Source organism: Kluyvera cryocrescens NBRC 102467 (assembly GCF_001571285.1).
In the GTDB taxonomy this organism is placed as follows: Bacteria; Pseudomonadota; Gammaproteobacteria; order Enterobacterales; family Enterobacteriaceae; genus Kluyvera; species Kluyvera cryocrescens.
Genome location: NZ_BCTM01000040.1, coordinates 1 through 26183, shown reverse-complemented (window position 1 = coordinate 26183; position 26183 = coordinate 1). Strand labels below are relative to the sequence as shown.

28 protein-coding genes and 1 other annotated feature are annotated in these 26183 nt (G+C 52.8%); of the genes, 16 read left to right on the top strand and 12 right to left on the bottom strand.

The features are described from left to right. Nucleotides 1-3: 3 nt before the first annotated feature. Both KCR01S_RS20825 and KCR01S_RS20820 read left to right on the top strand, forming a co-directional pair. Nucleotides 4-441, top strand: a complete 438-nt coding sequence (locus KCR01S_RS20825; RefSeq protein ID WP_061284912.1) for a type II toxin-antitoxin system RatA family toxin — start codon at nucleotides 4-6, stop codon at nucleotides 439-441. Then, the gene (locus KCR01S_RS20820; protein ID WP_061284911.1) at nucleotides 431-727 is read left to right on the top strand and encodes an RnfH family protein; all 297 of its coding nucleotides are present in this window, start codon (nucleotides 431-433) and stop codon (nucleotides 725-727) included. The genes KCR01S_RS20825 and KCR01S_RS20820 overlap by 11 nt, the downstream gene beginning before the upstream one ends. Nucleotides 728-794: 67 nt before the next feature. Here the strand turns inward: KCR01S_RS20820 and bamE are convergent, their stop codons facing one another. The 3 genes from bamE to nadK all read right to left on the bottom strand — a co-directional run bounded on the left by bamE (nucleotide 795) and on the right by nadK (nucleotide 3907). After that, a complete protein-coding gene (bamE, locus tag KCR01S_RS20815; RefSeq protein WP_061284910.1) occupies nucleotides 795-1133 on the bottom strand; it encodes an outer membrane protein assembly factor BamE in 339 nt (112 codons plus the stop codon). Nucleotides 1134-1281: 148 nt separating this feature from the next. Beyond that, nucleotides 1282-2943 carry a DNA repair protein RecN gene (gene recN / locus KCR01S_RS20810; protein ID WP_061284909.1) on the bottom strand — a complete coding sequence of 554 codons (1662 nt, stop codon included), beginning with the start codon at nucleotides 2941-2943 and terminating at the stop codon, nucleotides 1282-1284. Nucleotides 2944-3028: 85 nt separating this feature from the next. Then, on the bottom strand, nucleotides 3029-3907 hold the full coding sequence (gene nadK, locus KCR01S_RS20805) for an NAD(+) kinase (protein WP_052284549.1): 879 nt from the start codon (nucleotides 3905-3907) through the stop codon (nucleotides 3029-3031). A gap of 121 nt (nucleotides 3908-4028) precedes the next feature. Here nadK and grpE point away from each other — a divergent pair, with 121 nt between their 5' ends. After that, the gene (gene grpE / locus KCR01S_RS20800) at nucleotides 4029-4622 is read left to right on the top strand and encodes a nucleotide exchange factor GrpE (protein ID WP_061284908.1); all 594 of its coding nucleotides are present in this window, start codon (nucleotides 4029-4031) and stop codon (nucleotides 4620-4622) included. Nucleotides 4623-4663: 41 nt separating this feature from the next. On the opposite strand, the gene KCR01S_RS20795 is transcribed toward grpE, so the two are convergent. Together KCR01S_RS20795 and KCR01S_RS20790 are read right to left on the bottom strand one after the other, a co-directional pair. Next, nucleotides 4664-5950, bottom strand: coding sequence for an HlyC/CorC family transporter (locus tag KCR01S_RS20795; protein WP_061284907.1), 1287 nt, complete (start codon nucleotides 5948-5950; stop codon nucleotides 4664-4666). A gap of 16 nt (nucleotides 5951-5966) precedes the next feature. Further along, complete coding sequence (locus tag KCR01S_RS20790; protein WP_061284906.1) at nucleotides 5967-6758, bottom strand: cytochrome C assembly family protein; 792 nt, start codon at nucleotides 6756-6758, stop codon at nucleotides 5967-5969. Between the two features lie 226 nt (nucleotides 6759-6984). On the opposite strand from KCR01S_RS20790, the gene ffh reads away from it, so the two are divergent. From ffh to KCR01S_RS20760, 7 genes are all read left to right on the top strand, one after another. Continuing rightward, a complete protein-coding gene (gene ffh, locus KCR01S_RS20785; protein ID WP_052284528.1) occupies nucleotides 6985-8349 on the top strand; it encodes a signal recognition particle protein in 1365 nt (454 codons plus the stop codon). Nucleotides 8350-8579: 230 nt separating this feature from the next. Continuing rightward, on the top strand, nucleotides 8580-8828 hold the full coding sequence (gene rpsP, locus KCR01S_RS20780) for a 30S ribosomal protein S16 (RefSeq protein ID WP_061284905.1): 249 nt from the start codon (nucleotides 8580-8582) through the stop codon (nucleotides 8826-8828). A gap of 18 nt (nucleotides 8829-8846) precedes the next feature. Continuing rightward, a complete protein-coding gene (gene rimM, locus KCR01S_RS20775; RefSeq protein ID WP_061284904.1) occupies nucleotides 8847-9395 on the top strand; it encodes a ribosome maturation factor RimM in 549 nt (182 codons plus the stop codon). 30 nt (nucleotides 9396-9425) lie between these two features. Next, nucleotides 9426-10193 carry a tRNA (guanosine(37)-N1)-methyltransferase TrmD gene (trmD, locus tag KCR01S_RS20770; protein ID WP_052284531.1) on the top strand — a complete coding sequence of 256 codons (768 nt, stop codon included), beginning with the start codon at nucleotides 9426-9428 and terminating at the stop codon, nucleotides 10191-10193. A gap of 41 nt (nucleotides 10194-10234) precedes the next feature. Further along, the gene (rplS, locus tag KCR01S_RS20765) at nucleotides 10235-10582 is read left to right on the top strand and encodes a 50S ribosomal protein L19 (RefSeq protein WP_006687325.1); all 348 of its coding nucleotides are present in this window, start codon (nucleotides 10235-10237) and stop codon (nucleotides 10580-10582) included. A gap of 133 nt (nucleotides 10583-10715) precedes the next feature. Next, on the top strand, nucleotides 10716-11117 hold the full coding sequence (locus KCR01S_RS24515; RefSeq protein ID WP_072277198.1) for a DUF2946 domain-containing protein: 402 nt from the start codon (nucleotides 10716-10718) through the stop codon (nucleotides 11115-11117). Nucleotides 11118-11173: 56 nt separating this feature from the next. Continuing rightward, nucleotides 11174-12547 (top strand): PepSY-associated TM helix domain-containing protein, encoded by a 1374-nt coding sequence (locus KCR01S_RS20760; RefSeq protein WP_061284903.1) that lies wholly within the window; start codon nucleotides 11174-11176, stop codon nucleotides 12545-12547. A gap of 2 nt (nucleotides 12548-12549) precedes the next feature. Here the strand turns inward: KCR01S_RS20760 and KCR01S_RS20755 are convergent, their stop codons facing one another. Genes KCR01S_RS20755 through yfiR form a run of 3 tightly spaced genes read right to left on the bottom strand, consistent with a single transcriptional unit; the run spans nucleotide 12550 to nucleotide 14750 of the window. Next, entirely contained in the window at nucleotides 12550-13035 is a 486-nt protein-coding gene (locus tag KCR01S_RS20755; protein WP_061284902.1) for an OmpA family protein, read from the bottom strand. Nucleotides 13036-13048: 13 nt separating this feature from the next. Next, nucleotides 13049-14269 carry a diguanylate cyclase DgcN/YfiN gene (dgcN, locus tag KCR01S_RS20750; protein ID WP_061284901.1) on the bottom strand — a complete coding sequence of 407 codons (1221 nt, stop codon included), beginning with the start codon at nucleotides 14267-14269 and terminating at the stop codon, nucleotides 13049-13051. Then, nucleotides 14262-14750 carry a regulatory sequestration protein YfiR gene (gene yfiR, locus KCR01S_RS20745; protein WP_233269660.1) on the bottom strand — a complete coding sequence of 163 codons (489 nt, stop codon included), beginning with the start codon at nucleotides 14748-14750 and terminating at the stop codon, nucleotides 14262-14264. The genes dgcN and yfiR overlap by 8 nt, the downstream gene beginning before the upstream one ends. 624 nt (nucleotides 14751-15374) lie before the next feature. Between yfiR and aroF the strand changes: the two genes are divergently transcribed. The 3 genes from aroF to KCR01S_RS20730 all read left to right on the top strand — a co-directional run bounded on the left by aroF (nucleotide 15375) and on the right by KCR01S_RS20730 (nucleotide 18512). Beyond that, the gene (aroF, locus tag KCR01S_RS20740; RefSeq protein WP_061284899.1) at nucleotides 15375-16445 is read left to right on the top strand and encodes a 3-deoxy-7-phosphoheptulonate synthase AroF; all 1071 of its coding nucleotides are present in this window, start codon (nucleotides 15375-15377) and stop codon (nucleotides 16443-16445) included. Nucleotides 16446-16454: 9 nt separating this feature from the next. Beyond that, nucleotides 16455-17576, top strand: a complete 1122-nt coding sequence (gene tyrA / locus KCR01S_RS20735; RefSeq protein ID WP_061284898.1) for a bifunctional chorismate mutase/prephenate dehydrogenase — start codon at nucleotides 16455-16457, stop codon at nucleotides 17574-17576. Nucleotides 17577-17639: 63 nt separating this feature from the next. Continuing rightward, complete coding sequence (locus tag KCR01S_RS20730) at nucleotides 17640-18512, top strand: SMP-30/gluconolactonase/LRE family protein (protein ID WP_061284917.1); 873 nt, start codon at nucleotides 17640-17642, stop codon at nucleotides 18510-18512. On the opposite strand, the gene pheA is transcribed toward KCR01S_RS20730, so the two are convergent. From pheA to bamD, 4 genes are all read right to left on the bottom strand, one after another. Beyond that, entirely contained in the window at nucleotides 18509-19669 is a 1161-nt protein-coding gene (gene pheA, locus KCR01S_RS20725) for a bifunctional chorismate mutase/prephenate dehydratase (RefSeq protein WP_061284897.1), read from the bottom strand. The two genes, KCR01S_RS20730 and pheA, sit on opposite strands and share 4 nt — an antisense overlap. 23 nt (nucleotides 19670-19692) lie before the next feature. Beyond that, nucleotides 19693-19817: a sequence feature (Phe leader region), on the bottom strand. Beyond that, the gene (pheL, locus tag KCR01S_RS25495; protein ID WP_121497579.1) at nucleotides 19769-19816 is read right to left on the bottom strand and encodes a pheA operon leader peptide PheL; all 48 of its coding nucleotides are present in this window, start codon (nucleotides 19814-19816) and stop codon (nucleotides 19769-19771) included. It overlaps the preceding feature by 48 nt. A gap of 117 nt (nucleotides 19818-19934) precedes the next feature. After that, nucleotides 19935-20273: a ribosome-associated translation inhibitor RaiA gene (raiA, locus tag KCR01S_RS20720; protein WP_052284541.1), complete on the bottom strand. Its 339-nt coding sequence runs from the start codon at nucleotides 20271-20273 to the stop codon at nucleotides 19935-19937. Between the two features lie 273 nt (nucleotides 20274-20546). Continuing rightward, nucleotides 20547-21290, bottom strand: coding sequence for an outer membrane protein assembly factor BamD (gene bamD, locus KCR01S_RS20715; protein WP_061284916.1), 744 nt, complete (start codon nucleotides 21288-21290; stop codon nucleotides 20547-20549). 132 nt (nucleotides 21291-21422) lie between these two features. Here bamD and rluD point away from each other — a divergent pair, with 132 nt between their 5' ends. The 3 genes from rluD (at nucleotide 21423) to clpB (ending at nucleotide 25834) form a co-directional block, all read left to right on the top strand. Beyond that, nucleotides 21423-22403, top strand: coding sequence for a 23S rRNA pseudouridine(1911/1915/1917) synthase RluD (gene rluD / locus KCR01S_RS20710; RefSeq protein ID WP_061284896.1), 981 nt, complete (start codon nucleotides 21423-21425; stop codon nucleotides 22401-22403). Next, nucleotides 22400-23131 carry a purine nucleoside phosphorylase YfiH gene (yfiH, locus tag KCR01S_RS20705; protein WP_061284895.1) on the top strand — a complete coding sequence of 244 codons (732 nt, stop codon included), beginning with the start codon at nucleotides 22400-22402 and terminating at the stop codon, nucleotides 23129-23131. Before rluD ends, yfiH begins: the two co-directional genes overlap by 4 nt. 129 nt (nucleotides 23132-23260) lie before the next feature. Beyond that, entirely contained in the window at nucleotides 23261-25834 is a 2574-nt protein-coding gene (gene clpB / locus KCR01S_RS20700) for an ATP-dependent chaperone ClpB (protein ID WP_061284894.1), read from the top strand. Nucleotides 25835-26183: the final 349 nt, after the last annotated feature.

The following is a 26183-nucleotide window of genomic DNA, read 5'->3' as shown; positions in this document are numbered from 1 at the left end:
GCTATGCCTCAGATTAGCCGTACTGCACTGGTTCCCTACAGCGCAGAGCAAATGTATCAACTGGTGAATGATGTCGATGCCTACCCGGATTTTATCCCCGGTTGTACAGGCAGCCGCGTTCTGGAGTCGGGGCCGACGCAAATGACGGCGGCGGTGGACGTCTCTAAGGCTGGCATCAGTAAGACCTTTACTACGCGTAATACGTTAACCAGTAACCAGAGTATTTTGATGCATCTGGTCGACGGGCCGTTCAAAAAGCTGATCGGCGGCTGGAAATTTACGCCGCTGAGCCCGGATGCCTGCAAAATTGAGTTTCAGCTCGACTTTGAGTTTACCAATAAGCTCATCGAGCTGGCGTTTGGTCGCATCTTTAAAGAGCTGGCGCTGAATATGGTGCAGGCGTTCACGATGCGGGCCAGAGAGGTTTACAGTGCCGGGTAAAATTGCCGTTGAGGTCGCGTACGCGCTGCCGCAAAAACAGTATTTGCAACGGGTCACGCTCGACGCAGGAGCAACGGTGGAACAGGCTATTCAGGCAAGCGGGCTGTTGACGCTGCGTGATGACATTGATCTCAGTAAGAATAAAGTGGGGATCTATAGCCGTCCGGCAAAGCTCCATGACGTGGTCAATGACGGAGACCGTGTTGAGATCTACCGTCCACTGATTGCCGATCCGAAAGAGTTGCGCCGTCAGCGCGCGGAGAAATCGGGGCAGAATAAGGGATAACGCCTTTTTGTTTTGCTGCTAACCAATAAAAAAGCGCTCATTGAGCGCTTTTTTTGTAGCCGTAGATTTACTTCGTCAGGGCGGGTTTGTTGTCGATGTTGGTCAACACGCCGCTGCTGTTGAAGGTCAGCGTCAGCGTTTGCTGAGTGACTTTTTCATGCCCAGGCTGCTGGCGGAACACGTAGAACCAGGTATTGGTACCGAATGGGTCGGTCATCATCGGTGTACCCAAGGTGTAGGCAACCTGTTGTTGCGTCATGCCAGTACGGATTTTGGCAATGTCGTTAGGTACCAGATAGTTCCCCTGACTAATATCAGGACGGTAAACCACTCGCTCCAGAGTGGAACAGCCTGCAGTCATCATCAGAAGAACCGCTGCGGCAGCAGTCAGCGTTTTACAGCGCATAGTGATTTGATTCCTTTTCGGGCCCGAGCAGTACGCGGCTCATATTTAATATGCCGATGATAATAGACCTGAGGTGCGTTGGGAACCTTTGCGATCGGGTCTTACGGCGTTTTTATTGTGAACTCTGACTCCCGGAAATCAAAAAAGTTTATGCAGCCAGCAACTCTTTCGCATTTGCGAGAGTGTTTCGGGTGACCTCGCTCCCACCAAGAAGGCGTGCCAGCTCTTGCAAACGGGCGCGTTTATCCAGTGGCTGCATGTGTGTTTCGGTCATCGCGCCATCGGTTTCTTTACTGACATAGAAGTGATGGTGGCCACAGCCAGCGACCTGCGGTAAGTGAGTCACGCACATGACTTGGGTGGATTCGCCAAGCTGGCGCAGCAGTTTGCCGACGACAGCGGCCGTTGGGCCGCTGATCCCAACGTCGACTTCATCAAAGATCAGCGCCGGAGTTTCCATTTTACGCGCGGTAATGACCTGAATAGCCAGCGCGATACGCGACAGTTCACCGCCGGAAGCCACTTTGGCGATTGCCTGCAGCGGCTGCCCCGGGTTGGTGGTAACGCGGAATTCAATGCGATCGGCACCTTCAGCCGTCAGATGCTGTTCTTCGAAGCGAACGTCGATAGCAAATTCACCGTGTGGCATAGAGAGCATGTGCATGCTGTCGGTGATCAGCTGCGCCAGCTCTGTAGCGCTCGCCTGACGAAGTGCATGCAGCTGGTGGGCTGTTTCCAGCGCAAGCTGATGGTGTCGAGTCACCGAAAGCTTTAGGGTCTCCAGGGAGTCACTTTGATCGTCAAGCAGCTGCTGCTCGTCGAGCAGAGACTGGTAAAATGCCGGCAGCTCTTCCGGCGAAATTTGGTGTTTACGCGCCAATGAGATCTGTTTCGACAAGCGTTGTTCCAGTTCGAACAGACGGTTCGGGTCAAGGTCAAGACGGTCGCAGTAGTGGCGCAGCTCGTCGCTGGCTTCGCTCAGTTGAATGGCTGCTTCTTCCAGCATCTCAAGAACGCCAGAGAGCTTACCGTCCATGCTGGCAAGTTCGCCAGCTAGCTGGCGCGCGGTATAAAGCTGGCTCTGCAGATTAACGTCTTCGCCGTCAGCCAGTATGGTTAATGCATGCTGACTGGTGGCGATGAGCTGCCCGCTGTTGGCGAGACGTTTGTATTCTTCATCAATAAGCTCGTATTCGCCCGGTTGCGGATTGAATTCAATCAGCTCTTTTAGCTGGTATTTCAGCAGCTCTGCGCGGGCAAGCCGCTCCTGGCTCTGCTGCTGGTGAGTTGCGAGATCCCGGCAGCTTTGATTCCACAGGCGATAGTGCTCTGCCATTTGGCGAGCGAGGTCGGACTCACCGGCGTAGGCATCAAGCAGGCTTTTTTGATGTTCCGGTTTAACCAGCTGCTGATGCGCATGCTGGCCGTGGATCTGGATGAGCAGTTGGCCGAGTTCACGTAGCTGAGAGAGCGGTACGGCGGTGCCGTTAATAAAGCCGCGAGAGCGGCCATCGCTGCTGATAACGCGGCGCAGCAGGCACTCACGACCGTCTTCTAACTGATTTTCTTCCAGCCAGCGCAGCGCTGCTGGGGTGTCTTTTAACGCAAAGCGAGCGCAGAGGTCGGCACGGCTGGCTCCGGCGCGAACCATATCGGCTTCAGCGCGGCCACCCAGGCACAGGCCAAGGGCATCAATTGCAATGGATTTGCCTGCACCGGTTTCCCCGGTAATAGCCGTCATGCCACTGTTGAAGTCGATCTCAAGCTCACGAACGATTGCAAAATTGCTAATGGTCAGTTGTGCCAACATAGCCGCTTTCCTGTATGAAAAACCATAACTGTAATTTCATACAGTATAGACTGGTTTTTTATACAGTAAAGAGGCCGGCGTTAATTTAGAATAATTTTTTTGACCATCCAAGCTTCGTGCTTAATGTATTGAAATAGCTGTAGTCTTTGGGATGAATCAAATTAAGGTGGTAGTCGCTCCGGCGAATGAGTACGTCTTCTCCTTCCTGAATCGGTAGAGCTATCTGACTGTCGCAGCTGATCTCCAGATCGTTGCGCCGGTGTGAGAAACGCAGACGGATGGTGCTGTTGCTGTTAATCACCAGCGGCCGCGCCGACAGGGTGTGCGGGAACATCGGCACCAGGGTAATCGCATCCAGCGACGGGGTGAGGATGGGGCCGCCGGCAGACAGCGAGTAGGCCGTTGAGCCGGTTGGCGTCGAGATGATCAGCCCATCGGAACGCTGGGAGAAGGCGAAAGTCTCATCAATATAGACTTCAAATTCAATCATGTGCGCGACTTTACCAGGATGCAGCACCACTTCATTAATGGCGGTACTGATACGTTTCTGGCAATTTTGCTGGCAGACCTGTGCTTCCAGCAGAAATCGTTTTTCGGCAATGTAGTTACCGTCCAGCACGTCGGCAAGCTGTTGGTGAGCGTTATCCGGATCGAGGTCGGTGAGAAAACCGAGGTTGCCGCGGTTAATCCCAATGACGCTAATGTCATAGCGCGCCAGCGTGCGGGCGGCACCGAGCATGTTGCCGTCGCCGCCGACCACGACGGCTAAGTCCGCTTTGACGCCAATTTCGGCCAGCGTCCCGGTTTTTACATTATCGAGCTTGAGCTCATGGGCTATCTGGCGTTCAACAATAACATCGTAACCCTTGGTACAAAGCCAGCGATAGAGCATTTCATGTGTTGTCAGGGCAGTCGGGTGACGGGGGTGTCCTACAATACCGATACACTTGAAATGATTGTTCATTTTCTGAATGTCCTTGTGCCAAAGATTGATGACAATGTGAGAGCTTCCCTTGAAACCCGGAATCTGATCCCCATAATAATCCAGGTTAGCGAGATGATTGTGAAAAAACGCGGAGAAATTCATGAGTAGTAAAGAACAGAAAACGCCTGAGGGGCAATCCCCGGAAGAAATTATCATGGAACAGCACGAAGAAGTTGAGGCGGTTGAATCAGACGCTTCTGCTGAGCAGGTGGATCCGCGCGATGAAAAAATTGCGAACCTTGAGTCGCAGTTAGCGGAAGCCGAAACACGCGAGCGCGAAAGCGTCCTGCGCGTGAAGGCAGAAATGGAAAACCTGCGTCGTCGTACTGAGATCGACGTCGAGAAGGCCCACAAATTCGCGCTGGAAAAATTCGTCAACGAACTGCTGCCGGTGCTGGATAGCCTGGATCGCGCGCTGGAAGTGGCCAACAAAGACAGCGAATCCATGGCGGGTATGATTGAAGGTATCGAACTGACCCGTAAATCGATGCTGGACGTGGTGGCTAAATTTGGTGTGCAGGTTGTTGCGGACATTAACGTCCCGATGGACCCGAACGTTCATCAGGCGATTGCGATGGTTGAGTCCGACGAAATTGCTGCTGGCAACGTGCTGATGGTGATGCAAAAGGGTTATACCCTGAACGGCCGTACCATTCGCGCAGCGATGGTCTCCGTTGCCAAGGCGAAGGGCTAACCTTCGTTTAACCCTCTCCCCGAATGGGGAGAGGGTATTGATTAATCCGCCACGCTCTCGCGAATCGGTCTTACCGGGTTAACCTGAACCTGCTTAATCACATTATCCTGCACGTCGAGAATATCGATATCGTACTGCGCGATACGCACGCGTGTACCTACCGCAGGGATCTCCTCCAGCGCTTCCACAATCATACCGTTAACGGTGCGCGCTTCATCTTCCGGCAGGTGCCAGTTGAAGGCTTTGTTCAGTTCGCGCACGTTGGCGCCGCCGTCAATAATCACCGAACCATCGTTTTGCGGATTGACCTCTTCGGCAAGCGATGGCGACATTGAGGTGGTAAAGTCACCGACAATTTCTTCGAGAATATCCTCGACCGTCACCAGGCCCTGAATATCGCCATATTCGTCGACGACCAGGCCCACTTTCTTTTTGTTGCGCTGAAATTTCACCAGCTGCGTGCTGAGCGGCGTTCCTTCCGGTACAAAGTAAATCTCATCGGCTGCCCGTAGCATCACCTCTTTGGTGAACTCTTTTTTCTCCGTCATCAGACGGTAGGCTTCGCGCACGCGCAGCATGCTGATGGCGTCGTCTAATGAGTCGCGGTACAAGACGATGCGGCCATGCGGAGAGTGGGTCAGTTGGCGAACGATAGCTTTCCAGTCGTCGTTGATGTTGATGCCGACAATTTCGTTGCGCGGCACCATGATGTCATCAACGCTGATTTTTTCCAGATCCAGCACCGACAGCAGCATATCCTGATTGCGGCGGGAGATTTGCGCGCGGGATTCGTTGACGATGGTGCGCAGTTCATCTTTGCTGAGCGCGCTGCTAATGGTGATGTCGGTTTTGATCCCCATCATTCGCATCAGAAGACGGGTGATGAGATTGAGTAGCCACACCAGCGGCATCATCAGGATTTGCAGCGGCGCAAGCAGGAAGCTGCTTGGATAGGCGACCTTTTCCGGGTAAAGCGCGGCGATGGTTTTTGGCAGGACTTCGGCGAACACCAGGACGACAAAGGTGAGCACGCCGGTGGCGATAGCGACACCCAAGTCACCGTATAAACGCATGCCGACGATGGTGCCCAGCGCCGATGCCAGGATATTGACCAGGTTATTGCCGATCAGCACCAGGCTGATTAAGCGGTCGGGTTTTTGCAGCAGTTTTTCAACGCGACGCGCCCGGCGGTCGCCCTGTTTCGCCAGATGACGCAGACGGTAGCGGTTTAGCGTCATCATGCCGGTTTCAGAACCGGAGAAATAGGCGGAAATGACCACCATGATGATCAGCGTGACGATCAGCGTGGTGGTTGAAATATGTTCCAAGAGAGGTCCTTAGTACTTAGCTCACAAACTGTTGAATGACGCGGCTACCGAAGTAGGCAAGCGTCAGGATGCCGGCGCCGGCAACGTTAAACCAGACAACCCGGCGTCCGCGCCACCCTTCATGATAGTGGCCCCATAACAACACGATATAGACGAACCAGGCGATGATGGAAAGGACGGCCTTATCGATATTTTCCATGCTAAAGAGGTTATGCATGTAAAACAGGCCGGTACACAGCGTCAGGGTGAGCAGCACAACCCCAACCTGGGTGATGTGAAACATTTTGCGCTCAATGACCATCAGCGGTGGCATTTCGTGGCTGAATGCCAGCTTCTTATTTTTGAGTTGATAGTCGATCCATGCCAGCTGTAGTGCGTAGAGTGCGGCAATGATCAGCGTTGCATAGGCAAACAGCGACAGCCCGATATGTACCATCATCCCCGGCGTAGCTTCCAGGTGCGTAATAAACTCATTGGGCATAAAGGTCGCGAACGCGAGGTTGATGAGCGCAAAGGCGTAAACAATGGGCAACAGCAGCCAGCCGCGATTGCGAGAGGCGACGATAGTCATCACCGTACAGATCATCAGACTGACCAGAGAGCCGACGTTCAACAGGCTAAGGTTCTGCCCGCTCTCACCGCCAGGCAGAATACGCGCTTCCAGCGCAAACGCATGGCACACCAGCGCAACGGTGGCAGAAAGAATCGCCATCCGCCGCCAGCCGCTGTTTTTTTGCAGCAGACCGGGAATAATCAGCGCCAGGCTGATGGAGTAGGCAACAAGCGCGAGCAGGGCGAAAACAGGCATAAAGAGTCGGCAGTCGTCAAATAGAAGAAAGAGATGCAGTATATACGCAAAATCCGTTGAGTTGTATCAAGGCGCGTAGCCTGGTTGCAGGATGATGCACATAACGTTACGTGACCTCAGCGTCAACCGCAGCATCACAACTCGGCCTCTGTCGTGTTATACTCCGGCAAATTTCCGTTTTATTGTCGCGTTAGCGACTCACCGTTTCCACCCCAGGCGAGAGACAATGTTTGATAATTTAACCGATCGTTTGTCGCGCACGCTGCGCAATATCAGTGGCCGTGGACGCCTTACTGAAGACAACGTAAAAGAGACGCTGCGCGAAGTGCGCATGGCGCTGCTGGAAGCTGACGTTGCGCTGCCGGTAGTGCGTGATTTTATCAATCGCGTAAAAGAAAAAGCGGTTGGTCATGAAGTTAATAAAAGCCTGACGCCGGGTCAGGAGTTCGTCAAAATCGTTCGTAGCGAACTGGTTTCGGCGATGGGCGAAGAGAACCAGAGCCTGAATCTGGCCGCACAACCGCCGGCCGTCGTGCTGATGGCGGGCCTGCAGGGTGCGGGTAAAACAACCAGCGTCGGCAAGCTGGGTAAATTCCTGCGCGAGAAGCACAAGAAAAAAGTGTTGGTCGTTTCTGCGGACGTTTATCGCCCTGCGGCGATCAAACAGTTGGAAACGCTGGCCGAGCAGGTTGGCGTGGACTTCTTCCCGTCTGACGTTGGCCAGAAGCCTATCGACATCGTTAACGCTGCGCTGAAAGAAGCGAAGCTGAAATTCTACGACGTGCTGCTGGTGGATACCGCCGGTCGTTTACACGTTGATGAAGCGATGATGGACGAAATCAAACAGGTTCATGCGGCGATTAAGCCGGTAGAAACCCTGTTTGTTGTTGACGCCATGACCGGTCAGGATGCGGCGAACACTGCGAAAGCCTTCAACGAAGCGCTGCCGTTAACCGGGGTGGTGTTGACCAAAGTCGACGGCGACGCCCGCGGCGGTGCTGCGCTGTCTATTCGTCATATCACCGGCAAGCCGATTAAATTCCTCGGCGTCGGCGAGAAAACGGAAGCGCTGGAACCCTTCCACCCGGATCGTATCGCCTCCCGTATTCTCGGTATGGGCGATGTGCTGTCGCTTATCGAAGATATCGAAAGTAAGGTTGACCGCGCACAGGCTGAAAAGCTGGCCACGAAGCTGAAAAAAGGCGACGGTTTCGACCTGACCGATTTCCTTGAGCAACTGCGTCAGATGAAAAACATGGGCGGTATGGCTAGCCTGATGGGCAAACTGCCGGGCATGGGCCAGATCCCTGACAACGTCAAATCACAGATGGACGATAAAGTGCTGGTGCGTATGGAGGCGATTATCAACTCCATGACCTTTAAAGAGCGCGCCAAGCCGGAAATCATCAAAGGTTCCCGCAAGCGTCGTATCGCCCAGGGCTGTGGCCTGCAGGTGCAGGACGTTAACCGTCTGCTGAAGCAGTTTGACGACATGCAGCGCATGATGAAGAAAATGAAGTCGAAGGGCGGCATGATGAAAATGATGCGCGGGATGAAAGGCATGATGCCACCAGGATTCCCAGGCCGTTAATTATTTCCCTTCATTGACCACGGGGTGTACTGGCATTCAGCACACCCCGTTTACGGTGAACGCACCGACTTCACGCTGTCGTTAACGGTAACGCCCTTGTTATCGTGCGGTAAAAGACAGATGTTGATTGCAATTCCCCCAGAAATGAGTAAAATTTTCGGGCTTTTAATATGACACCGGGCCCCCTCCCTCGATGGGGCCCGGTTGTTCTATTCACACAAGAGGATGTTATGGTAACTATTCGTTTAGCACGTCACGGCGCTAAAAAGCGTCCGTTCTACCAGGTTGTTGTTACTGACAGCCGTAACGCACGTAACGGTCGCTTCATCGAGCGCGTTGGTTTCTTCAACCCAATCGCAAGCGAAAAAGAAGAAAGCACTCGCCTGGATCTGGATCGTATCGCTCACTGGGTTGGCCTGGGCGCTACTGTTTCCGATCGCGTAGCAGCGCTGATCAAAGCCGCTAACAAAGCAGCTTAATCTGTCACGGTGGTCATGATGAGCAAACAACTCGCCGCAAAAGCACCTGTTGATCCGATCGTATTGGGCAAAATGGGTTCTTCCTACGGTATCCGTGGTTGGCTCAGAGTGTTTTCCTCCACCGAGGACGCCGAAAGCATTTTTGACTATCAGCCCTGGTTAATCCAGAAGGCGGGTCAGTGGCAGACCGTTGAGCTGGAAAGCTGGCGCTACCACAATCAGGATATCGTCATTAAGCTGAAAGGCGTTGACGATCGCGATGCCGCGAATCTGCTGACGAATTGCGAGATTATCGTTGATTCATCACAGCTGCCGGCGCTGGACGATGGTAACTACTATTGGAAAGACCTTATGGGCTGCCAGGTAGTGACCACTGAAGGCTACGGTCTCGGTAAAGTCATCGATATGATGGAAACCGGGTCGAATGACGTTCTCGTCATTAAGGCAAACCTGAAAGATGCATTTGGCATCAAGGAACGTCTCGTACCGTTCCTCGATGGGCAGGTTATCAAGAAAGTCGATCTCACTACTCGTACTATCGAAGTAGATTGGGATCCTGGTTTTTAAATCTCCGGATAAACGGTAAAAGACGGCGCTATGTGGATTGGCATAATTAGCCTGTTTCCTGAAATGTTCCGCGCAATTACCGATTACGGGGTAACTGGCCGGGCAGTAAAAAATGGCCTGCTGAACATCCAGAGCTGGAGTCCTCGTGACTTTGCTCATGACCGGCACCGTACCGTGGACGATCGTCCTTACGGCGGCGGACCGGGGATGTTAATGATGGTGCAACCTTTGCGGGACGCCATCAACGCAGCAAAAGCCGCGGCAGGTGAAGGCGCGAAGGTGATTTATCTGTCACCTCAGGGACGCAAGCTTGATCAAGCGGGCGTCAGCGAACTGGCAACGAATCAAAAGCTGATTCTGGTGTGCGGTCGCTACGAAGGTATCGATGAGCGCGTGATTCAGACCGAGATTGACGAAGAATGGTCTATCGGCGATTACGTTCTCAGCGGTGGAGAGTTACCGGCAATGACGCTGATCGACTCTGTTTCCCGGTTTATTCCGGGTGTACTGGGTCATGAAGCTTCAGCAATCGAAGATTCGTTTGCTGATGGATTGCTGGATTGTCCACACTATACTCGCCCTGAAGTGTTGGAAGGGATGGAAGTACCGCCAGTTCTGCTGTCGGGGAACCATGCCGAGATACGTCGCTGGCGTTTGAAGCAGTCGCTGGGCCGCTCCTGGCTTAGAAGACCTGAACTTCTGGAAAACCTGGCTCTGACTGAAGAGCAAGCAAGGTTGCTGGCGGAGTTCAAAACGGAACACGCACAACAGCAACATAAACATGATGGGCTGGTCTAAGACCCCCAAATATCAGTTTACCCAGGATAAGAGATTAAATTATGAGCAACATTATTAAGCAACTTGAACAAGAACAGATGAAGCAGGACGTACCTTCCTTCCGTCCGGGTGATACCGTGGAAGTGAAAGTATGGGTTGTTGAAGGTTCCAAAAAACGTCTGCAGGCATTTGAGGGCGTGGTTATCGCTATTCGTAGCCGCGGTCTGCACTCTGCATTCACTGTTCGTAAAATTTCCAACGGCGAAGGCGTTGAGCGTGTCTTCCAGACTCACTCTCCGGTAGTTGACAGCATTGCTGTTAAACGTCGTGGTGCTGTACGTAAAGCTAAACTGTACTACCTGCGTGAGCGCACTGGTAAGTCTGCTCGTATCAAAGAGCGTCTTAACTAAGATTCGCGCAAGCGACATCCTGTTAGAAAAGGGCTAGCCTCCGGGCTGGCCCTTTTTTTATCCCTGAAGGCACCATGCGTTAACATCTTGCTGATAAATCATTTACAATGCCCCCGGTGACTGGGAGGGATGGGTGAGCAAAACAGCAATCAGCATAGCGACACGAAAACGGCGAGCCGCCTGGCTTGCGCTGTTGGCTATGGCATTGATTATTTTCGCTCCGCTGGTCTCCATTTCGTTACAGCAATCACCGATGAGCGCCATGCCCGGTATGCATCATGAGATGAACATGCCGATGCCTGCACATCATTCTGCGTCGGATACAATGCCTATCGACCATGGGGAAGCCTGTGGCTACTGTGTCCTGTTAACTCATGTCCCCGGGCTGATACTGGCGCTTTGTGCGCTGCTTTGTGCACTGTTGTTACGTGTTTCTACGCCATCTTTCCCGCCGTTGCTCGCCCACTGGTTCGAGTTTCCCTGGCTATTTCCCGATACCCGCGCACCGCCGCAGTTGTCTGCTTTCCCCAGTTAATAACGATAAATGACGCCTAAGCGTCACGACTCTTTTCGCCTATATGAAGGAAAAGTATGACAACCTGCACCTCGCGGGCGGCCTGGACGCATCTGCTTCGCCGCCTGCATTTCTTTATCGGCCTGTTTGTTGGGCCTTTCATCTTTGTCGCCGCGTTGACCGGCACGCTTTATGTGGCCACGCCGCAACTGGAAAACTGGGTTTATGCGCAGGCGCTGCACGCCAGCTCGGAAGGCGAGCGGCATCCGCTAGTAGAACAGATTTCCGTGGCGCAGCGAGAGCTTGCCGCGCCGCTGCGTCTGAACGCGGTACGCCCGGCCCTGGAGCCGGGTGAAACGACGCGGGTGATGTTCGCCGATCCTTCGCTCGGCGAGTCGGAAAACCGAGCCATCTTTATCGATCCCGTCACGTTGGCGGTGAAAGGCGATATGACGGTTTACGGTACCAGTGGGATATTACCGCTGCGCCAGTGGATCGATTATGCGCACCGCTCGCTGCTGCTGGGTGATATTGGCCGACTTTATAGTGAACTTGCAGCCTCGTGGATGTGGGTTGCGGCACTGGGGGGGATTGTCCTGTGGGCCTTTACCCGGCCAAAGCGGCGGATCAAAAATCGTCTGCAAAATACCCGACGGGTTCACGTTACGCTCGGCTGGTGTCTGCTGGCCGGAATGCTGTTGTTCTCGGCCACCGGGCTGACCTGGTCGCAGTGGGCAGGGGGTAACGTTGATAAAATGCGGGCCGCCTTTAACTGGTTAACACCGCAGGTGAATACCCAGTTGAACGGTGCACAGACAATGGAAATGGCTCCTCATGCCGGGCATCACGGAGACCATGCTGCAATGGTCATGGACGAGCCGCCGATGGCATACGACAACATTGATGCGATCCTGAATCTTGCGCAGCGCGCGGGTATCAGCGCGACGCATCTGGAGATCCGTCCGCCACGTAGTGACGATCGCGCCTGGACGGTGACTGAGAACGATCGCCGCTGGCCAACTCAGGTTGATGCCGTGGCCGTCGATCCTCATACCATGACGGTCGTGGATCACACCCAGTTTGCCCACTTCCCGCTGATGGCAAAACTGACGCGCTGGGGGGTAGATTTCCACATGGGCGTATTGTTTGGTTTGCCGAATCAGCTGCTGCTGATCGTCTTTGGGGTGGCGTTGTGTGCGGCGATTGTGATGGGCTATCGTCTATGGTGGATTAAACGCCCGGCGCAGTCGCCGATAAATCCGTTACTCACGCTGTCACACAGTTGGCGGGCGCTTTCATTACCCGCTCGGCTGACGACATTGGCTATGGCTATTGCGTGTGGCGTCGCGCTGCCTGTGATGGGAGCGAGCCTGGCGTTGTTTATTCTGTTTGATGTGCTGCGCTGGCGAGCGGCAGCGAATGTGTCACTCGCCGAGTCGTCTGTTAAGTAAACTTAAGGCGTGCTGATGACCACCGCAACCCGGCGGTTCTCAGCGCGACCCTGGCTGGTACTGTTGCTGGCGGCGGGGTATTTTTTGCCTAATCCCCGCGTGGTGAGGTTACTGCGCGGGACATGGGCGCCTTTTGCCCAGGCATCGGCAACGGCATTTGCTCGTTTAAGCGATAGCGCTTCGTTATAGCTGTCTTCACCGTAGTTATCCGTGTGACCATCCATCCGGGCGTGATTCAGTCCGGTCGCCGCCAGACGCGAGGCCATGGACTCAATCTGCGTTTCACTTTCTGGCTGCAGCGTAGCTTCATTTTTATCAAACAGGATCTTCGCTGACAGACCCAGCGACCAGTCGCCGTTTAATTCATTAAAGCCGTAAGATTGCATGGCGGCGATCTGTTCAGGCGAGAATTTGCCCTTTGGCGGTGTCTGACAACCGGAAATGACCAGTGATGCCAGTAACAGTGGTGCAAAGTATCGCTTTAACATATCATTTTCCTTTCTAGCTTATTGTTTTAGTTCGCTGATTTTTCGCCTGATACATATTATGGTCCGCTCTTTCCAGTAACGTTTCCAGCGAGTTGTTTTCCCATGCCAGCGCGAAACCGATGCTCAAAGACATGGGGGTGTGATGTCCGTTATGGAGATCAAATGGGCGGCTAAACTGCTGTGCCAGCGCCGCGCTAATGTGTTGCACATCAACTTCAGAGTGGACACCGGTTATCACCATGGCAAATTCGTCACCGCCAAGGCGATATGACTGGTAGCGTTGACCGCCAAACTCAATCATCCTGCTGGCGACTTCAATCAGCACGCAGTCGCCCGCAGCGTGTCCCCAGGTATCGTTGATCTGTTTAAAGTTGTCACCGTCGAGGAACAGCAGAGCAGAGTTGGTTTTTGCCGCAGAATTGGTCATCAATGCCGCAATGCTATTGCGGAAAGCGGCTCGGTTTGCAAGGCCGGTGAGAGGATCATGCATGGCCGTCCGCATCAATTGAGCATTCTTCTCCTGCAGCTTCATCTGCCACTCTTCCATTTCATCAAGCAGGCTGTTGAAGTCTTCACCGAGACGATGAAACTCTTCGATACGTCCTTCTTTTACCCGTCGCGAGAAGTTACGGTTTTTGCGAGCATCGTGAACCACATCGGTGATGTTTTGTATCTCTTCGACCATGCCATGATGCAAGGAACGCGTAATGGTGAGAGCAATAATTGAAGCGAAAAGAATGCAGCCGGTGAGTACGGCGAATGACGTCCAGATAAAGTGGCCGATCAGCGTATCGCGCGCTGCCAGGCGAATCTCGCCAATCGGCTGACCGTTATGCATGATTGGCTGGGAGATGGGAACAGGGAACAGCCAATGGCTGACCAACGCACCCAGCGTGTCGCTGCTGTCCTCTGGGTTCCATACCCAATGGGCAAACTGCTTGTCATGGATGTCGAGCACATTCGCCATGGCAAACTGCCCTTGCTGACCAAGCGTGGCCAGCGTCTCATTCGCAGCCTGCGGATCGTTGAAAACCAGCGCCGCTTCAAGGGTATGGCTCATGGACGCGCCGGTTAATTCGAGGTTTTTCTGCGCATATTGCTTTAATGTCACCACGGAAGCAAAGCACAGCAAAAGCCATATAAGCGTCATCGTTACGATTACACTTATCATATTGATGCGGCGTAACGTTTTTTTAAACGTCGGGCGCGATGTGAAGGTGGAGTCCTTATTCATGCTGCTTATTCCTTGCAAGCATTAATACATCCGGATTAACTCTTACACCGCTGCGAGACAGCGCATCCAGATTGACGGAGAATCTGATTCGCGGCTCATCCGTAATTAAGCAAAATGCGCTGCCAATAATGCATTCCGGGTTGTGCTCGGAGATTAATAGTAAAGGCTGACGGTGATATTGCGAGATTAATTCAACCTGCCGTTCAGGAGATTCCGTACCGAAATAAATACCATCACAACGGGCTGTCAGTGCGTCCTGAGGCGTACGGACCAACACCGGGATGTAAGGCAGAGAACTTTGCCCATCGACCGTGCTCAGTGCCTGCAGATACCTGGCGCTGGCAAAAATACAGAGCTTCGGTGAGCCAGAAAGTGAAGGCCAGCGGGTGTAGCTCACAATGCCTGACACGATCGAACGTACCGATTTATCCGTTTCGGTGAGGGGGGCGGCAGTTGCCGGGGCCAGCATCAGAGATAGCATTAGCACCAGAGTTAGTCGAAGCAAAGAGATCAAGATTGAATTTCTCACGAAAATCCGCCGTACCGCTCTGGAAATCATCACCCTGGAGAGTTTTTGGCAGAATATCATTGTTTATCAAAGCCATCATTATGTCAGAAATTCGATTTGTACGATTTAAGTAAAATCTTGAAGTGGTATTTGTTTTGACGGATGAAGATAAAATCAATTAACGCGGTTCATCCCATTTTTCAGCCTCTCCGCGTAATCATAGTCATATTCAGTATGATTAACAGGGGAATTGTTAAATTTATCGGCTAGCATCAGCTTATCTTTAACTTAACTCGTTTTAGCACTAATTTTTGCCTGTTTCAGCCAATCAGAGAATGCTTGCTGAGATAAGGAGAAGGGGTGAGTAAATGGCTGGGATAGGGGGAAATCAGAGCAGATGCATTGTTGGGCGACAGTCCGTGAATGAATTAGTGTAATAATATGTTTACGGTATTTGAGGGGTTATTTTGCATTAAATTAGATGTTGTAAAGAAATGTGTACGTATTTTGGATTGAAATCTTTACTGATTGTGATATTGTGGCTCCACCTCATTGAGGAAACAACTATCGCAAACGAGCCATACAGGTAATGCCATCATGCAAAAAGACGCGCTGAACAACGTAAATATCGCCGATGAACAGGTATTGATCACTCCGGATCAACTGAAAGCTGAATTCCCGCTCACCGTAGAGCAGGAAGCGCAAATCGCCCAGTCACGTAAAACGATTTCTGACATTATCGCCGGTCGCGATCCGCGCCTGCTGGTAGTGTGTGGGCCTTGCTCTATTCACGATCCAGAAGCCGCCATCGAATACGCGCGTCGATTTAAAACCCTTGCGGAAGAGGTCAGCGATAGCCTCTACCTGGTGATGCGCGTCTATTTTGAAAAGCCTCGTACCACCGTGGGTTGGAAAGGGCTTATCAACGATCCGCATATGGATGGCTCGTTTGATGTGGAAGGTGGTTTGAAAATTGCTCGTCGTCTGCTGGTTGAACTGGTCAGCATGGGCTTGCCGCTGGCGACCGAAGCGCTGGATCCGAACAGCCCGCAGTACCTGGGCGATCTGTTTAGCTGGTCGGCGATTGGTGCCCGTACCACGGAATCCCAGACCCACCGCGAAATGGCTTCTGGTCTGTCAATGCCGGTAGGATTCAAAAACGGTACCGATGGCTCCCTGGCAACCGCGATCAACGCCATGCGCGCCGCGGCGATGCCGCACCGCTTTGTTGGTATCAACCAGGCCGGTCAGGTTTGCCTGCTGCGTACGCAGGGAAACCCAGATGGTCACGTGATTCTGCGCGGTGGCAAAAAGCCGAACTACGGTCCGGAGGACGTGGCGCAGTGCGAAAAAGAGATGGAACAAGCAGGACTGCGCGCCTCGCTGATGGTAGATTGCAGTCATGGTAATTCCAATAAAGACTACCGCCGTCAGCCTGCGGTGGCGGAATCCGTTGTCGCACAGATCAAGGACGGTAACCGTTCTATTATTGGTCTGATGATTGAGAGCAATATTCACGAAGGCAACCAGTCTTCCGAGCAGCCGCGCTGTGATATGAAATACGGCGTTTCGGTTACCGATGCATGCATCAGCTGGGAAACGACGGACGCGCTGCTGCGTGAGCTCGACAAGGATTTACGCGGCCATCTGGCGGCTCGTCTGGGGTAAGAGGATAGTATGGTTGCTGAACTGACCGCGCTGCGCGATCAAATTGATGCCGTGGATAAAGCGTTGCTGGATCTGCTGGCAAAGCGTCTGGAACTGGTGGCGGAAGTCGGCGAAGTCAAAAGTCAGTATGGCTTGCCGATTTATGTCCCGGAGCGCGAAGCTTCAATGCTGGCTTCGCGCCGCAAAGAAGCCGCGGCGATGGGTGTGCCGCCTGACTTGATTGAAGATGTTCTGCGTCGCGTGATGCGTGAGTCTTACTCCAGTGAAAATGACAAAGGGTTTAAAACGCTTTGCCCGTCGCTACGTCCGGTAGTGATTGTCGGCGGCGGTGGCCAGATGGGGCGGCTGTTTGAAAAAATGCTCGGCCTGTCGGGTTACCAGGTGCGTACGCTCGAAAAAGAAGACTGGGCCCGCGCGCCGGAGCTGGTGGCTGATGCCGGTATGGTTATCGTCAGCGTACCTATCCACGTCACCGAGCAGGTGATTGAGAAGTTGCCACCGCTGCCGGCGGATTGCATTCTGGTCGATCTCTGTTCGGTAAAAGCCGGGCCGCTGCAGGCGATGTTGTCTGCACACAGCGGTCCCGTGGTGGGGCTGCACCCGATGTTCGGCCCGGACAGCGGCAGCCTGGCAAAACAGGTGGTTGTTTACTGCGATGGTCGTCAGCCGGAGGCCTATCAGTGGTTCCTTGAACAGATCCAGGTCTGGGGGGCGCGCTTACATCGGATTAGCGCCGTAGAGCACGATCAGAATATGGCGTTTATTCAGGCGCTGCGCCACTTTGCGACTTTTGCTTATGGCCTGCATCTGGCGGAAGAGAATGTGCAACTGGAACAGCTGTTAGCGCTCTCCTCGCCGATTTATCGTCTGGAGTTGGCGATGGTCGGGCGACTGTTTGCCCAGGATCCGCAACTGTATGCTGACATTATCATGTCATCAGGCAATAATCTGGCGTTGATTAAACGTTACTACCAGCGTTTCGGTGAGGCTATCGGTCTGTTGGAGCAGGGCAATAAACAGGCGTTTATTGACAGCTTCCGCAAGGTTGAGCATTGGTTCGGTGACTACGCGCAACGTTTCCAGAGTGAGAGCCGCGTCCTGTTACGGCAGGCGAATGACAACCGACAGTAATCGAAACTGTATATACTTGAAAGCCAGGGGAAATCCTCTGGCTTTTTTTATGGGATAAAGATGATGGCTGACGCAACCCTGCTGTTTGATTACACCGGACATCTGCCGGAGTGCCCGACCTGGAGCGACGCCGAGCAGGCGCTGTACTGGGCCGATATTATGGAATGTGAGATTCACCGCTACGAATTAGCTAGCGGTGAACACCAGATCCTTCAGTTTCCGGAAGAAGTCGGCTGTTTTTCCCTGCGGGAGAAGGGCGGTTTTATCGTTGCGCTGCGCAGCGCCATCTGGCTTGCCGATAGCCGCGGTCTGCTGGTACATAAAATTTGCGATAATCCGAGTAATCCTCAGTTGGCGCGTTTTAATGACGGTGGTACGGATCGGCAGGGGCGTTTTTATGCTGGTACATTCTGGGGGCCGGGAGATTACAACGGCGCGCTGCTGGTCCGCGTCGACAATCAGCTTAAGCCCAAAGTTATCCAGTGCGACATTCATGGTGCGAACGGTCTGGCATTTAGCGAAGATAAACGCTGGATGTATACCTCGGACACGCCGAATGCGGTGATTTATCGCACGCCGCTCGACGAGTGGGGCGAACCTGGTCGGCGGGAAGCGTTGCGGCGGTTTATGCCTGGTGAAGGTATTCCTGATGGGGCCGCGATAGACGAAGAGGGCTGCTACTGGAGCGCAATGTTCGACGGCTGGCGAATTGCACGTTTTTCACCGGAGGGTGAACAACTGGAAGAGTATCGGCTGCCGGTACGCTGTCCGACGATGGTCTGCTTTGGTGGTGCGGATATGCGCACGCTGTTTATTACCACCACGCGAGAAAATATGTCAGCGGCGGAAGTGGCGCAATATCCGCTTTCTGGCGCCATCTTCACGCTACCGGTGGCAGTGGCAGGTATGAAGAAGACGCCGTTTATCGAAGCTTAAATCGGATCAACCGGTACCACGTTCTCGCTGGGGTAGCTCCCCAGCACTTTCATCGAACGGGTAATTCCAGACAGCTCCTTGAGCGCTTTTTGCATTGGCAGCGCTTCCAGATTGGCCTGGATGTCGAGATAAAACATCTCTTCCCAGGGATTGCCGTGGATAGGGCGAGACTCCAGCTTGGTCATGATCAGGTTATGGTTACGCAGCACCAGTAGGGCTTCTACCAGCGCACCGGCCTGCTGTCCGGTGGCTATCAGCAAGGTGGTTTTCGCCGGCACCTGATCGGAGACGTTGACGGCTTTACGCGCCAGTACCAGGAAGCGGGTGATGTTCTGCGTTTGGTTAGCCTGACAGTGTTCCAGTACCTGTAGCCCATACAGCTTGCCGCCGGCTTCGCTGCCCAGCGCGGCCACGGAAGGGGAGTTGGCTTGCGCCACTTTTTCCATTGCCGCCGAAGTGCTCTCGGTATACTCAATTTTCCACTGCGGATAGTGGCTCAGGAACTGACTGCACTGCTGGAATGGCTGCGGATGACTGTAGACCGTTTCGATGGTATCCAGCGTCGCTCCGGCGTTCACCAGGAGGCAGTGGTCAATGGGAACCGTCATCTCGCCAACGATGGACAAGCTGGTATGTTGCAGCAGATCGTAGACATCATTAATGCCGCCGGAACTGGTGTTCTCGATAGGCACTACCGCATAGTCGGCCTGCCCGGTTTCAACCTGATTAAAGATATCGGCAAACTTCAGGCAACCGCTTTCAATGAACTGTTCAAAATGGCGCGCGGCATACTGGCGTGCGGCGAGATGTGAATAGGAGCCTTTTGGACCAAGAAAGGCAATTCGCGCGGAGTGCGGATTGATTTGATTCAAATGCTGCTGCAGTAAGGTCTGCTGGGTGAGGACGGAATCCTCGATAATCAGTTGAAACAGGCGCGTAATATAGTGCGCATCGAGCTGATGGGTTTTTCCGATGGTGATCAGCCGTTCCAGCAGGTCGCGTTCGCGATCGATATCACGTACCGGGCGATGAGACGCCAGTTTAGCTTTACCAACCTCAATGGCGAGCCCTCGACGCTCTGCCAGCAGGCTCACTAATTTCTCATCCAGCGCGCTGATCTTATCGCGTATCGCCAGTAACGGGTTTTCCGAAGTCATCATGTTTGCCTTTCTTGTTATCAATAAAAAAGGCCCCCCAGGTGGGAGGCCTTATTGTTCGTCTTCGCATTCTTTATCACACGACGAAACGCCTCCCATTCAGGGGAAGGTAAAAAAGAATGCGAAGAAAAACGGCAGCAATTTCACGGTTGATTAAATCCTTAGCGTGGTGAGGTTTTACAGTACTCGGTCTGTTTTCGTTCTGTCAATAAAAAACGCGCCCGAAGGCGCGTTGGCGTGACACATTAAAGTTCAAAGTTCAGTTTTACTCTTCTTCAACTTCCACGAAGCTTGCGTCTTTCACTGATGTTGCTGCGCGACGGGCTTCCCCTTTGTGTTGCACCTTGTTCAGCTGCCGTTCCAGCTTGTTGATCAATTCGTTAATGGCGGTATACATATCTTCATGTTTTGCGCTGGCGACGAGATGCCCATTTGGGGTGTTCATCGTGGCATCGGCTACAAAACCCTGCGGTTCTTTCGACAGAATGATATGAGGATTAATTAACTGAGTTTGCCATTTTTCCAATTTGGCGAGACGGTCTGCGACATGCTGGCGGATAGCCGGAGTAATTTCCATTTGTTTACTGGTAATGTTCATTGTCATAAATTTTACCTCTTGTCTTTCCGTCTTGGTGATTCCAGCATACCTCGGATTTGCTTAAAATGTGTGATAAAGATCACATTATTTTGTCACTTTTTGTCAGTGCATTCATTTTGTGAGTCAGGACAGGAAGAAGTGATTTTTTACTTGTGGGATCGGGAAAAGCCAGCCATATTTGATAGGATGACTTGCCGCTAAACCGCTTCAGCAAGTCGTTCAAACGGATAAAAAAACGGCAGCCATCGGGCTGCCGTTTTGTTTTTGATGGGGTTGAAATCAGGACTGGGTGCTTTTGCCGTTAGCGGCAATGATTTTCGCCACTTTGTCAGCCTGCGCCGTCATCTGCATTTCGCGGTATGCGTGTTCCATCTTCGGCAGCGCATCGCGCGTCGCTTGGGTATCAGGATAGTTACGCATCATGTTTTCGGTACGGTTTACCACCGCGACCCATGCACCGCGAGCGGTGTAGTAATCGACAACGGAAAGCTCATACTTCGCCAGACGGTCTTTCAGGAATACCAGGCGTTTGCTGGCATCGGTGACATACTGACTGTTCGGGTAGCCGCGCACCAGCTTCGAGAAGTCATTGAATGCGTCACGCGCGTGCTGAGGGTCACGATCGGAGCGATCAACCCCGAAGAACCCCTGCAGTGCACTATCGTCCAGCGCCATGTTGGTCAGGCCGCGCATGTACATCACATAGTCGATGTTCGGATGCGTTGGGTTCAGACGAATGAAGCGGTCAATAGCGGCCTGAGCCAGCGGCAGATCGGCATTTTTATAGTATGCGTAGATCAGATCCAACTGAACCTGCTGAGAATAAGGCCCAAATGGATAGCGGTTATCCAACGCTTCCAGTTGCGTTATTGCCTGTTTCCAGTTACCGTCCTGGAGCTTTTGCTGAGCAGTTGCGTAGATTTCATTAGGCGGATTATCAGGAACCTCTTCCTTTGAACCAGAGCACCCCGCCAAAGCCAGGCTCAACGTGGCCGCTGCCACCAGATATTTCATGCGCGTCATGACGTTTTGACTTTCCTCAAAATGTTTATACGGGATATTCACAGTTCCTGTTCCCGACTAAGACCAGCTACAATAGCACACTATATTAAACGGCAAAGCCGTAAAAACCCAACGTTAACGAAGAAGCTGTATATGGCACAACGAGTACAACTCACCGCAACGGTGTCCGAGTCACAACTCGGTCAACGCTTAGATCAGGCTTTGGCCGAAATGTTCCCTGATTATTCGCGATCGCGCATAAAAGAGTGGATCCTTGACCAACGCGTTCAGGTAAACGGCAAAGTTTCAGACAAGCCGAAAGAGAAAGTCATGGGTGGCGAAACCGTCGCTATCGATGCCGAAATCGATGAAGAAATCCGCTTTGAAGCGCAGGATCTCCCACTTGATATCGTTTATGAAGATGAAGACATTATCGTCATCAACAAGCCGCGCGGCTTTGTGGTGCACCCGGGTGCCGGTAACCCGGACGGTACGGTACTGAATGCGCTGCTGCACTATTATCCGCCGATTGCTGACGTACCGCGCGCCGGTATTGTGCATCGTCTGGATAAAGACACCACCGGGTTGATGGTCGTGGCGAAAACCGTCCCTGCGCAAACGCGTCTGGTGGAATCGCTGCAGCTGCGTGAAATTACCCGTGAGTATGAGGCCGTGGCGATTGGTCATATGACTGCGGGCGGTACCGTTGAGGAACCGATCAGCCGTCATCCAACCAAGCGTACGCATATGGCGGTGCACCCAATGGGTAAACCGGCGGTCACGCACTATCGCATCATGGAACACTTCCGTGTGCACACGCGTCTGCGGCTGCGTCTGGAAACCGGACGTACGCACCAGATCCGCGTGCACATGGCTCACATCACTCATCCGCTGGTGGGCGATCAGGTTTACGGTGGTCGTCCGCGTCCACCAAAAGGCGCATCAGATGAGTTTATCTCGACGCTGCGTAAATTTGACCGTCAGGCGCTTCACGCGACAATGCTGCGTCTCTATCACCCTATTTCGGGTATTGAGATGGAATGGCATGCGCCAATTCCACAGGATATGGTCGATCTTATTGCGGTTATGCGCGATGACTTTGAAGAACATAAGGACGACGTCGACTGGCTATGACCAAAATCATTGTCCCTGAATGGCCGCTACCGACTGGGGTAGCGGCTTGTAGTTCAACGCGTATCGGTGGTGTTAGTCAGGGGGCGTGGGATTCTTTAAATCTCGGTGCCCATTGTGGCGACAACCTTGAACACGTTGAAGAGAACCGTAAGCGCATGTTTGCGGCGGGAAAACTGCCGTCCAAACCGGTGTGGCTGGAGCAGGTGCACGGCAAGGATGTTTTGCATCTGACCGGTGCGCCTTATGCTTCAAAGCGTGCCGATGCGTCCTACAGTAATACGCCAGGGACAGTGTGCGCGGTAATGACGGCGGACTGCTTACCGGTGCTATTCTGCAATCGTGCTGGCACCGAAGTCGCCTCGGCGCATGCCGGCTGGCGGGGGCTGTGCGATGGTGTGCTGGAAGAGACCGTCGCCTGCTTTAACGATAGCGCGGAGAATATTCTGGCCTGGTTTGGCCCAGCGATAGGTCCGCAGGCCTTTGAAGTCGGCCCGGAAGTGCGTGAAGCCTTTATGGCGAAAGATGCCAAAGCGGTGGATGCATTTCGTCCGGTAGGCGACAAATACTTTGCCGATATCTACCTGCTGGCCCGTCAGCGGCTGGCAAATATGGGGGTGACTGCCGTCTTCGGTGGTGACCGCTGTACCTTCAGCGAAAAGGATGATTTTTTCTCTTATCGTCGCGACCGTACTACAGGTCGTATGGCAAGTTTCATCTGGCTGATATAACCTATAGAATCAAGGCGATCCAGAACGCTGATAATATTTTCTCATTGAATAGGTCATTTAACCTTGAATAATTGAGGGATGACCTCATTTAATCTCCTGTAGCAAAATTGACCTATTATGGGAGGAGTCATGCGTCTGGATCGTCTTACCAATAAATTCCAGCTTGCTCTTGCCGATGCCCAGTCACTCGCACTGGGGCAAGACAACCAATTTATCGAACCTCTTCATTTAATGAGCGCCTTGCTGAATCAGGAAGGGGGATCGGTACGTCCTTTATTAACGTCTGCAGGTATTAATGCAGGCCAGCTTCGCACGGCAATCGATCAGGCGTTGAGCCGTTTACCGCAGGTGGAAGGCACCGGTGGCGACGTGCAGCCGTCTCAGGATCTGATCCGCGTCCTTAATCTCTGCGATAAGCTGGCGCAAAAAAGCGGTGATAACTTTATTTCGTCAGAGCTATTTGTTCTGGCGGCGCTTGAGTCCCGTGGCACTCTGGCTGAATTACTGAAAACAGCCGGCGCGACAACTGCCAACATCACTCAGGCAATTGAAAAGATGCGCGGAGGTGAAAGCGTGAATGACCAGGGTGCCGAAGACCAACGTCAGGCATTGAAAAAATATACCGTCGATCTGACCGAGCGTGCTGAACAAGGCAAACTCGACCCGGTGATTGGCCGTGATGAAGAAATTCGCCGTACCATTCAGGTACTGCAGCGTCGTACAAAAAATAACCCGGTATTAATCGGTGAGCCGGGGGTTGGTAAAACAGCCATTGTTGAAGGGCTGGCACAGCGCATTATCAACGGTGAAGTACCGGAGGGCTTAAAAGGCCGCCGCGTTCTGGCGCTGGATATGGGGGCGCTGGTGGCCGGGGCAAAATACCGCGGTGAATTTGAAGAACGTTTAAAAGGGGTGCTGAACGATCTCTCCAAACAGGAAGGCAACGTTATCCTGTTTATTGATGAGTTGCACACCATGGTGGGCGCCGGTAAAGCCGACGGCGCAATGGATGCTGGCAATATGTTAAAGCCCGCGCTGGCTCGCGGTGAATTGCACTGCGTTGGTGCCACGACGCTGGATGAGTATCGTCAGTACATTGAAAAAGATGCTGCGCTGGAACGTCGTTTCCAGAAAGTGTTCGTTGCCGAACCGTCTGTCGAAGATACCATCGCTATTCTGCGTGGTCTGAAAGAACGTTACGAGCTGCACCACCATGTGCAGATTACTGACCCGGCGATCGTTGCGGCAGCCACGCTGTCCCATCGTTATATCGCCGATCGCCAGTTGCCGGATAAAGCTATCGACCTGATTGATGAAGCTGCATCCAGCATTCGTATGCAGATTGACTCTAAACCTGAAGAGCTGGACCGACTCGACCGCCGTATTATTCAGTTGAAGCTGGAGCAGCAGGCGTTAATGAAAGAGTCTGACGAGGCGAGTAAGAAACGTCTCGATATGCTTAATGAAGAACTGGAAGATAAAGAACGCCAGTATTCTGAGTTAGAAGAAGAGTGGAAAGCCGAGAAAGCATCGTTATCCGGCACTCAAACGATTAAAGCTGAGCTTGAACAGGCGAAAATTGCCATTGAGCAAGCTCGCCGCGTCGGTGACCTCGCGCGGATGTCCGAACTGCAGTACGGCAAAATTCCTGAATTGGAAAAACAGCTGGAAGCGGCCACGCAGTCTGAAGGCAAAACTATGCGTCTGTTACGTAATAAAGTGACGGATGCGGAAATAGCGGAAGTGCTGGCCCGTTGGACCGGTATCCCGGTTGCCAGAATGCTCGAAGGTGAACGCGATAAACTGCTGCGCATGGAGCAGGATCTGCATAGCCGGGTGATTGGTCAGAACGAAGCGGTAGAGGCGGTATCCAACGCTATTCGCCGTAGCCGCGCCGGGCTGTCCGATCCGAATCGCCCAATTGGCTCGTTCCTGTTCCTGGGGCCGACCGGTGTGGGTAAAACCGAATTGTGCAAAGCGCTGGCTAACTTTATGTTCGACAGTGATGATGCCATGGTGCGTATCGATATGTCCGAGTTTATGGAGAAACACTCCGTGTCTCGTCTGGTCGGTGCGCCTCCAGGATATGTCGGTTATGAAGAAGGGGGTTATCTGACGGAAGCTGTTCGCCGTCGTCCTTACTCCGTCATTCTGCTCGATGAGGTGGAGAAAGCGCATCCGGATGTATTTAACATTCTGCTGCAGGTCCTTGATGATGGGCGTCTGACGGATGGGCAGGGGAGAACGGTCGACTTCCGCAATACGGTGGTCATTATGACATCGAACCTCGGGTCGGATCTGATTCAGGAACGCTTCGGTGAACTGGATTACGGTCATATGAAAGATCTGGTGCTGGGAGTTGTAAGCCAAAGCTTCCGTCCGGAGTTCATTAACCGTATAGATGAAGTTGTTGTGTTCCATCCGTTAGGTGAGACACATATTGCTTCTATTGCCCAGATCCAGCTGCAGCGACTGTACCAACGTCTGGAAGAGCGCGGTTATGAAACGCAGATTTCCGATGAGGCTCTGCATCTGCTGAGTAAAAACGGTTACGACCCGGTATACGGTGCACGTCCGTTGAAACGTGCGATTCAGCAGCAGATTGAAAACCCGCTGGCACAGCAAATTCTGTCCGGTGAGTTGATTCCGGGTAAGTTGGTGCGTCTGGAAGTTAAAGACGACCATATTGTGGCAGTGCAGTAAGTCACAAAAATAAGAAAACGAGCCCTACGGGGCTCGTTTTTGTATGAAAACCAGGCAAAAATAAGCGTTACGTATGAAAAATAGGCAAACGAAAACATTTTTCATATTTCTGCTTGCGGGATCTCAATTTGCCCCTATAATGCGGCCCCACTGAGACGGAACAACGGCAAATAAGCCGCCGGGTCAGCGAGGTTCTCCTGAGAACTTCGGCAGAGATAAGCGAAATTAAACGCTTGACTCTAAGGCGGGAAAGCGTAATATGCACATCCCGCGCCGCTGAGAAAGCGAAGCGGCACTGCTCTTTAATAATTTATCAGACAATCTGTGTGGGCACTCAAAGTGACATGGG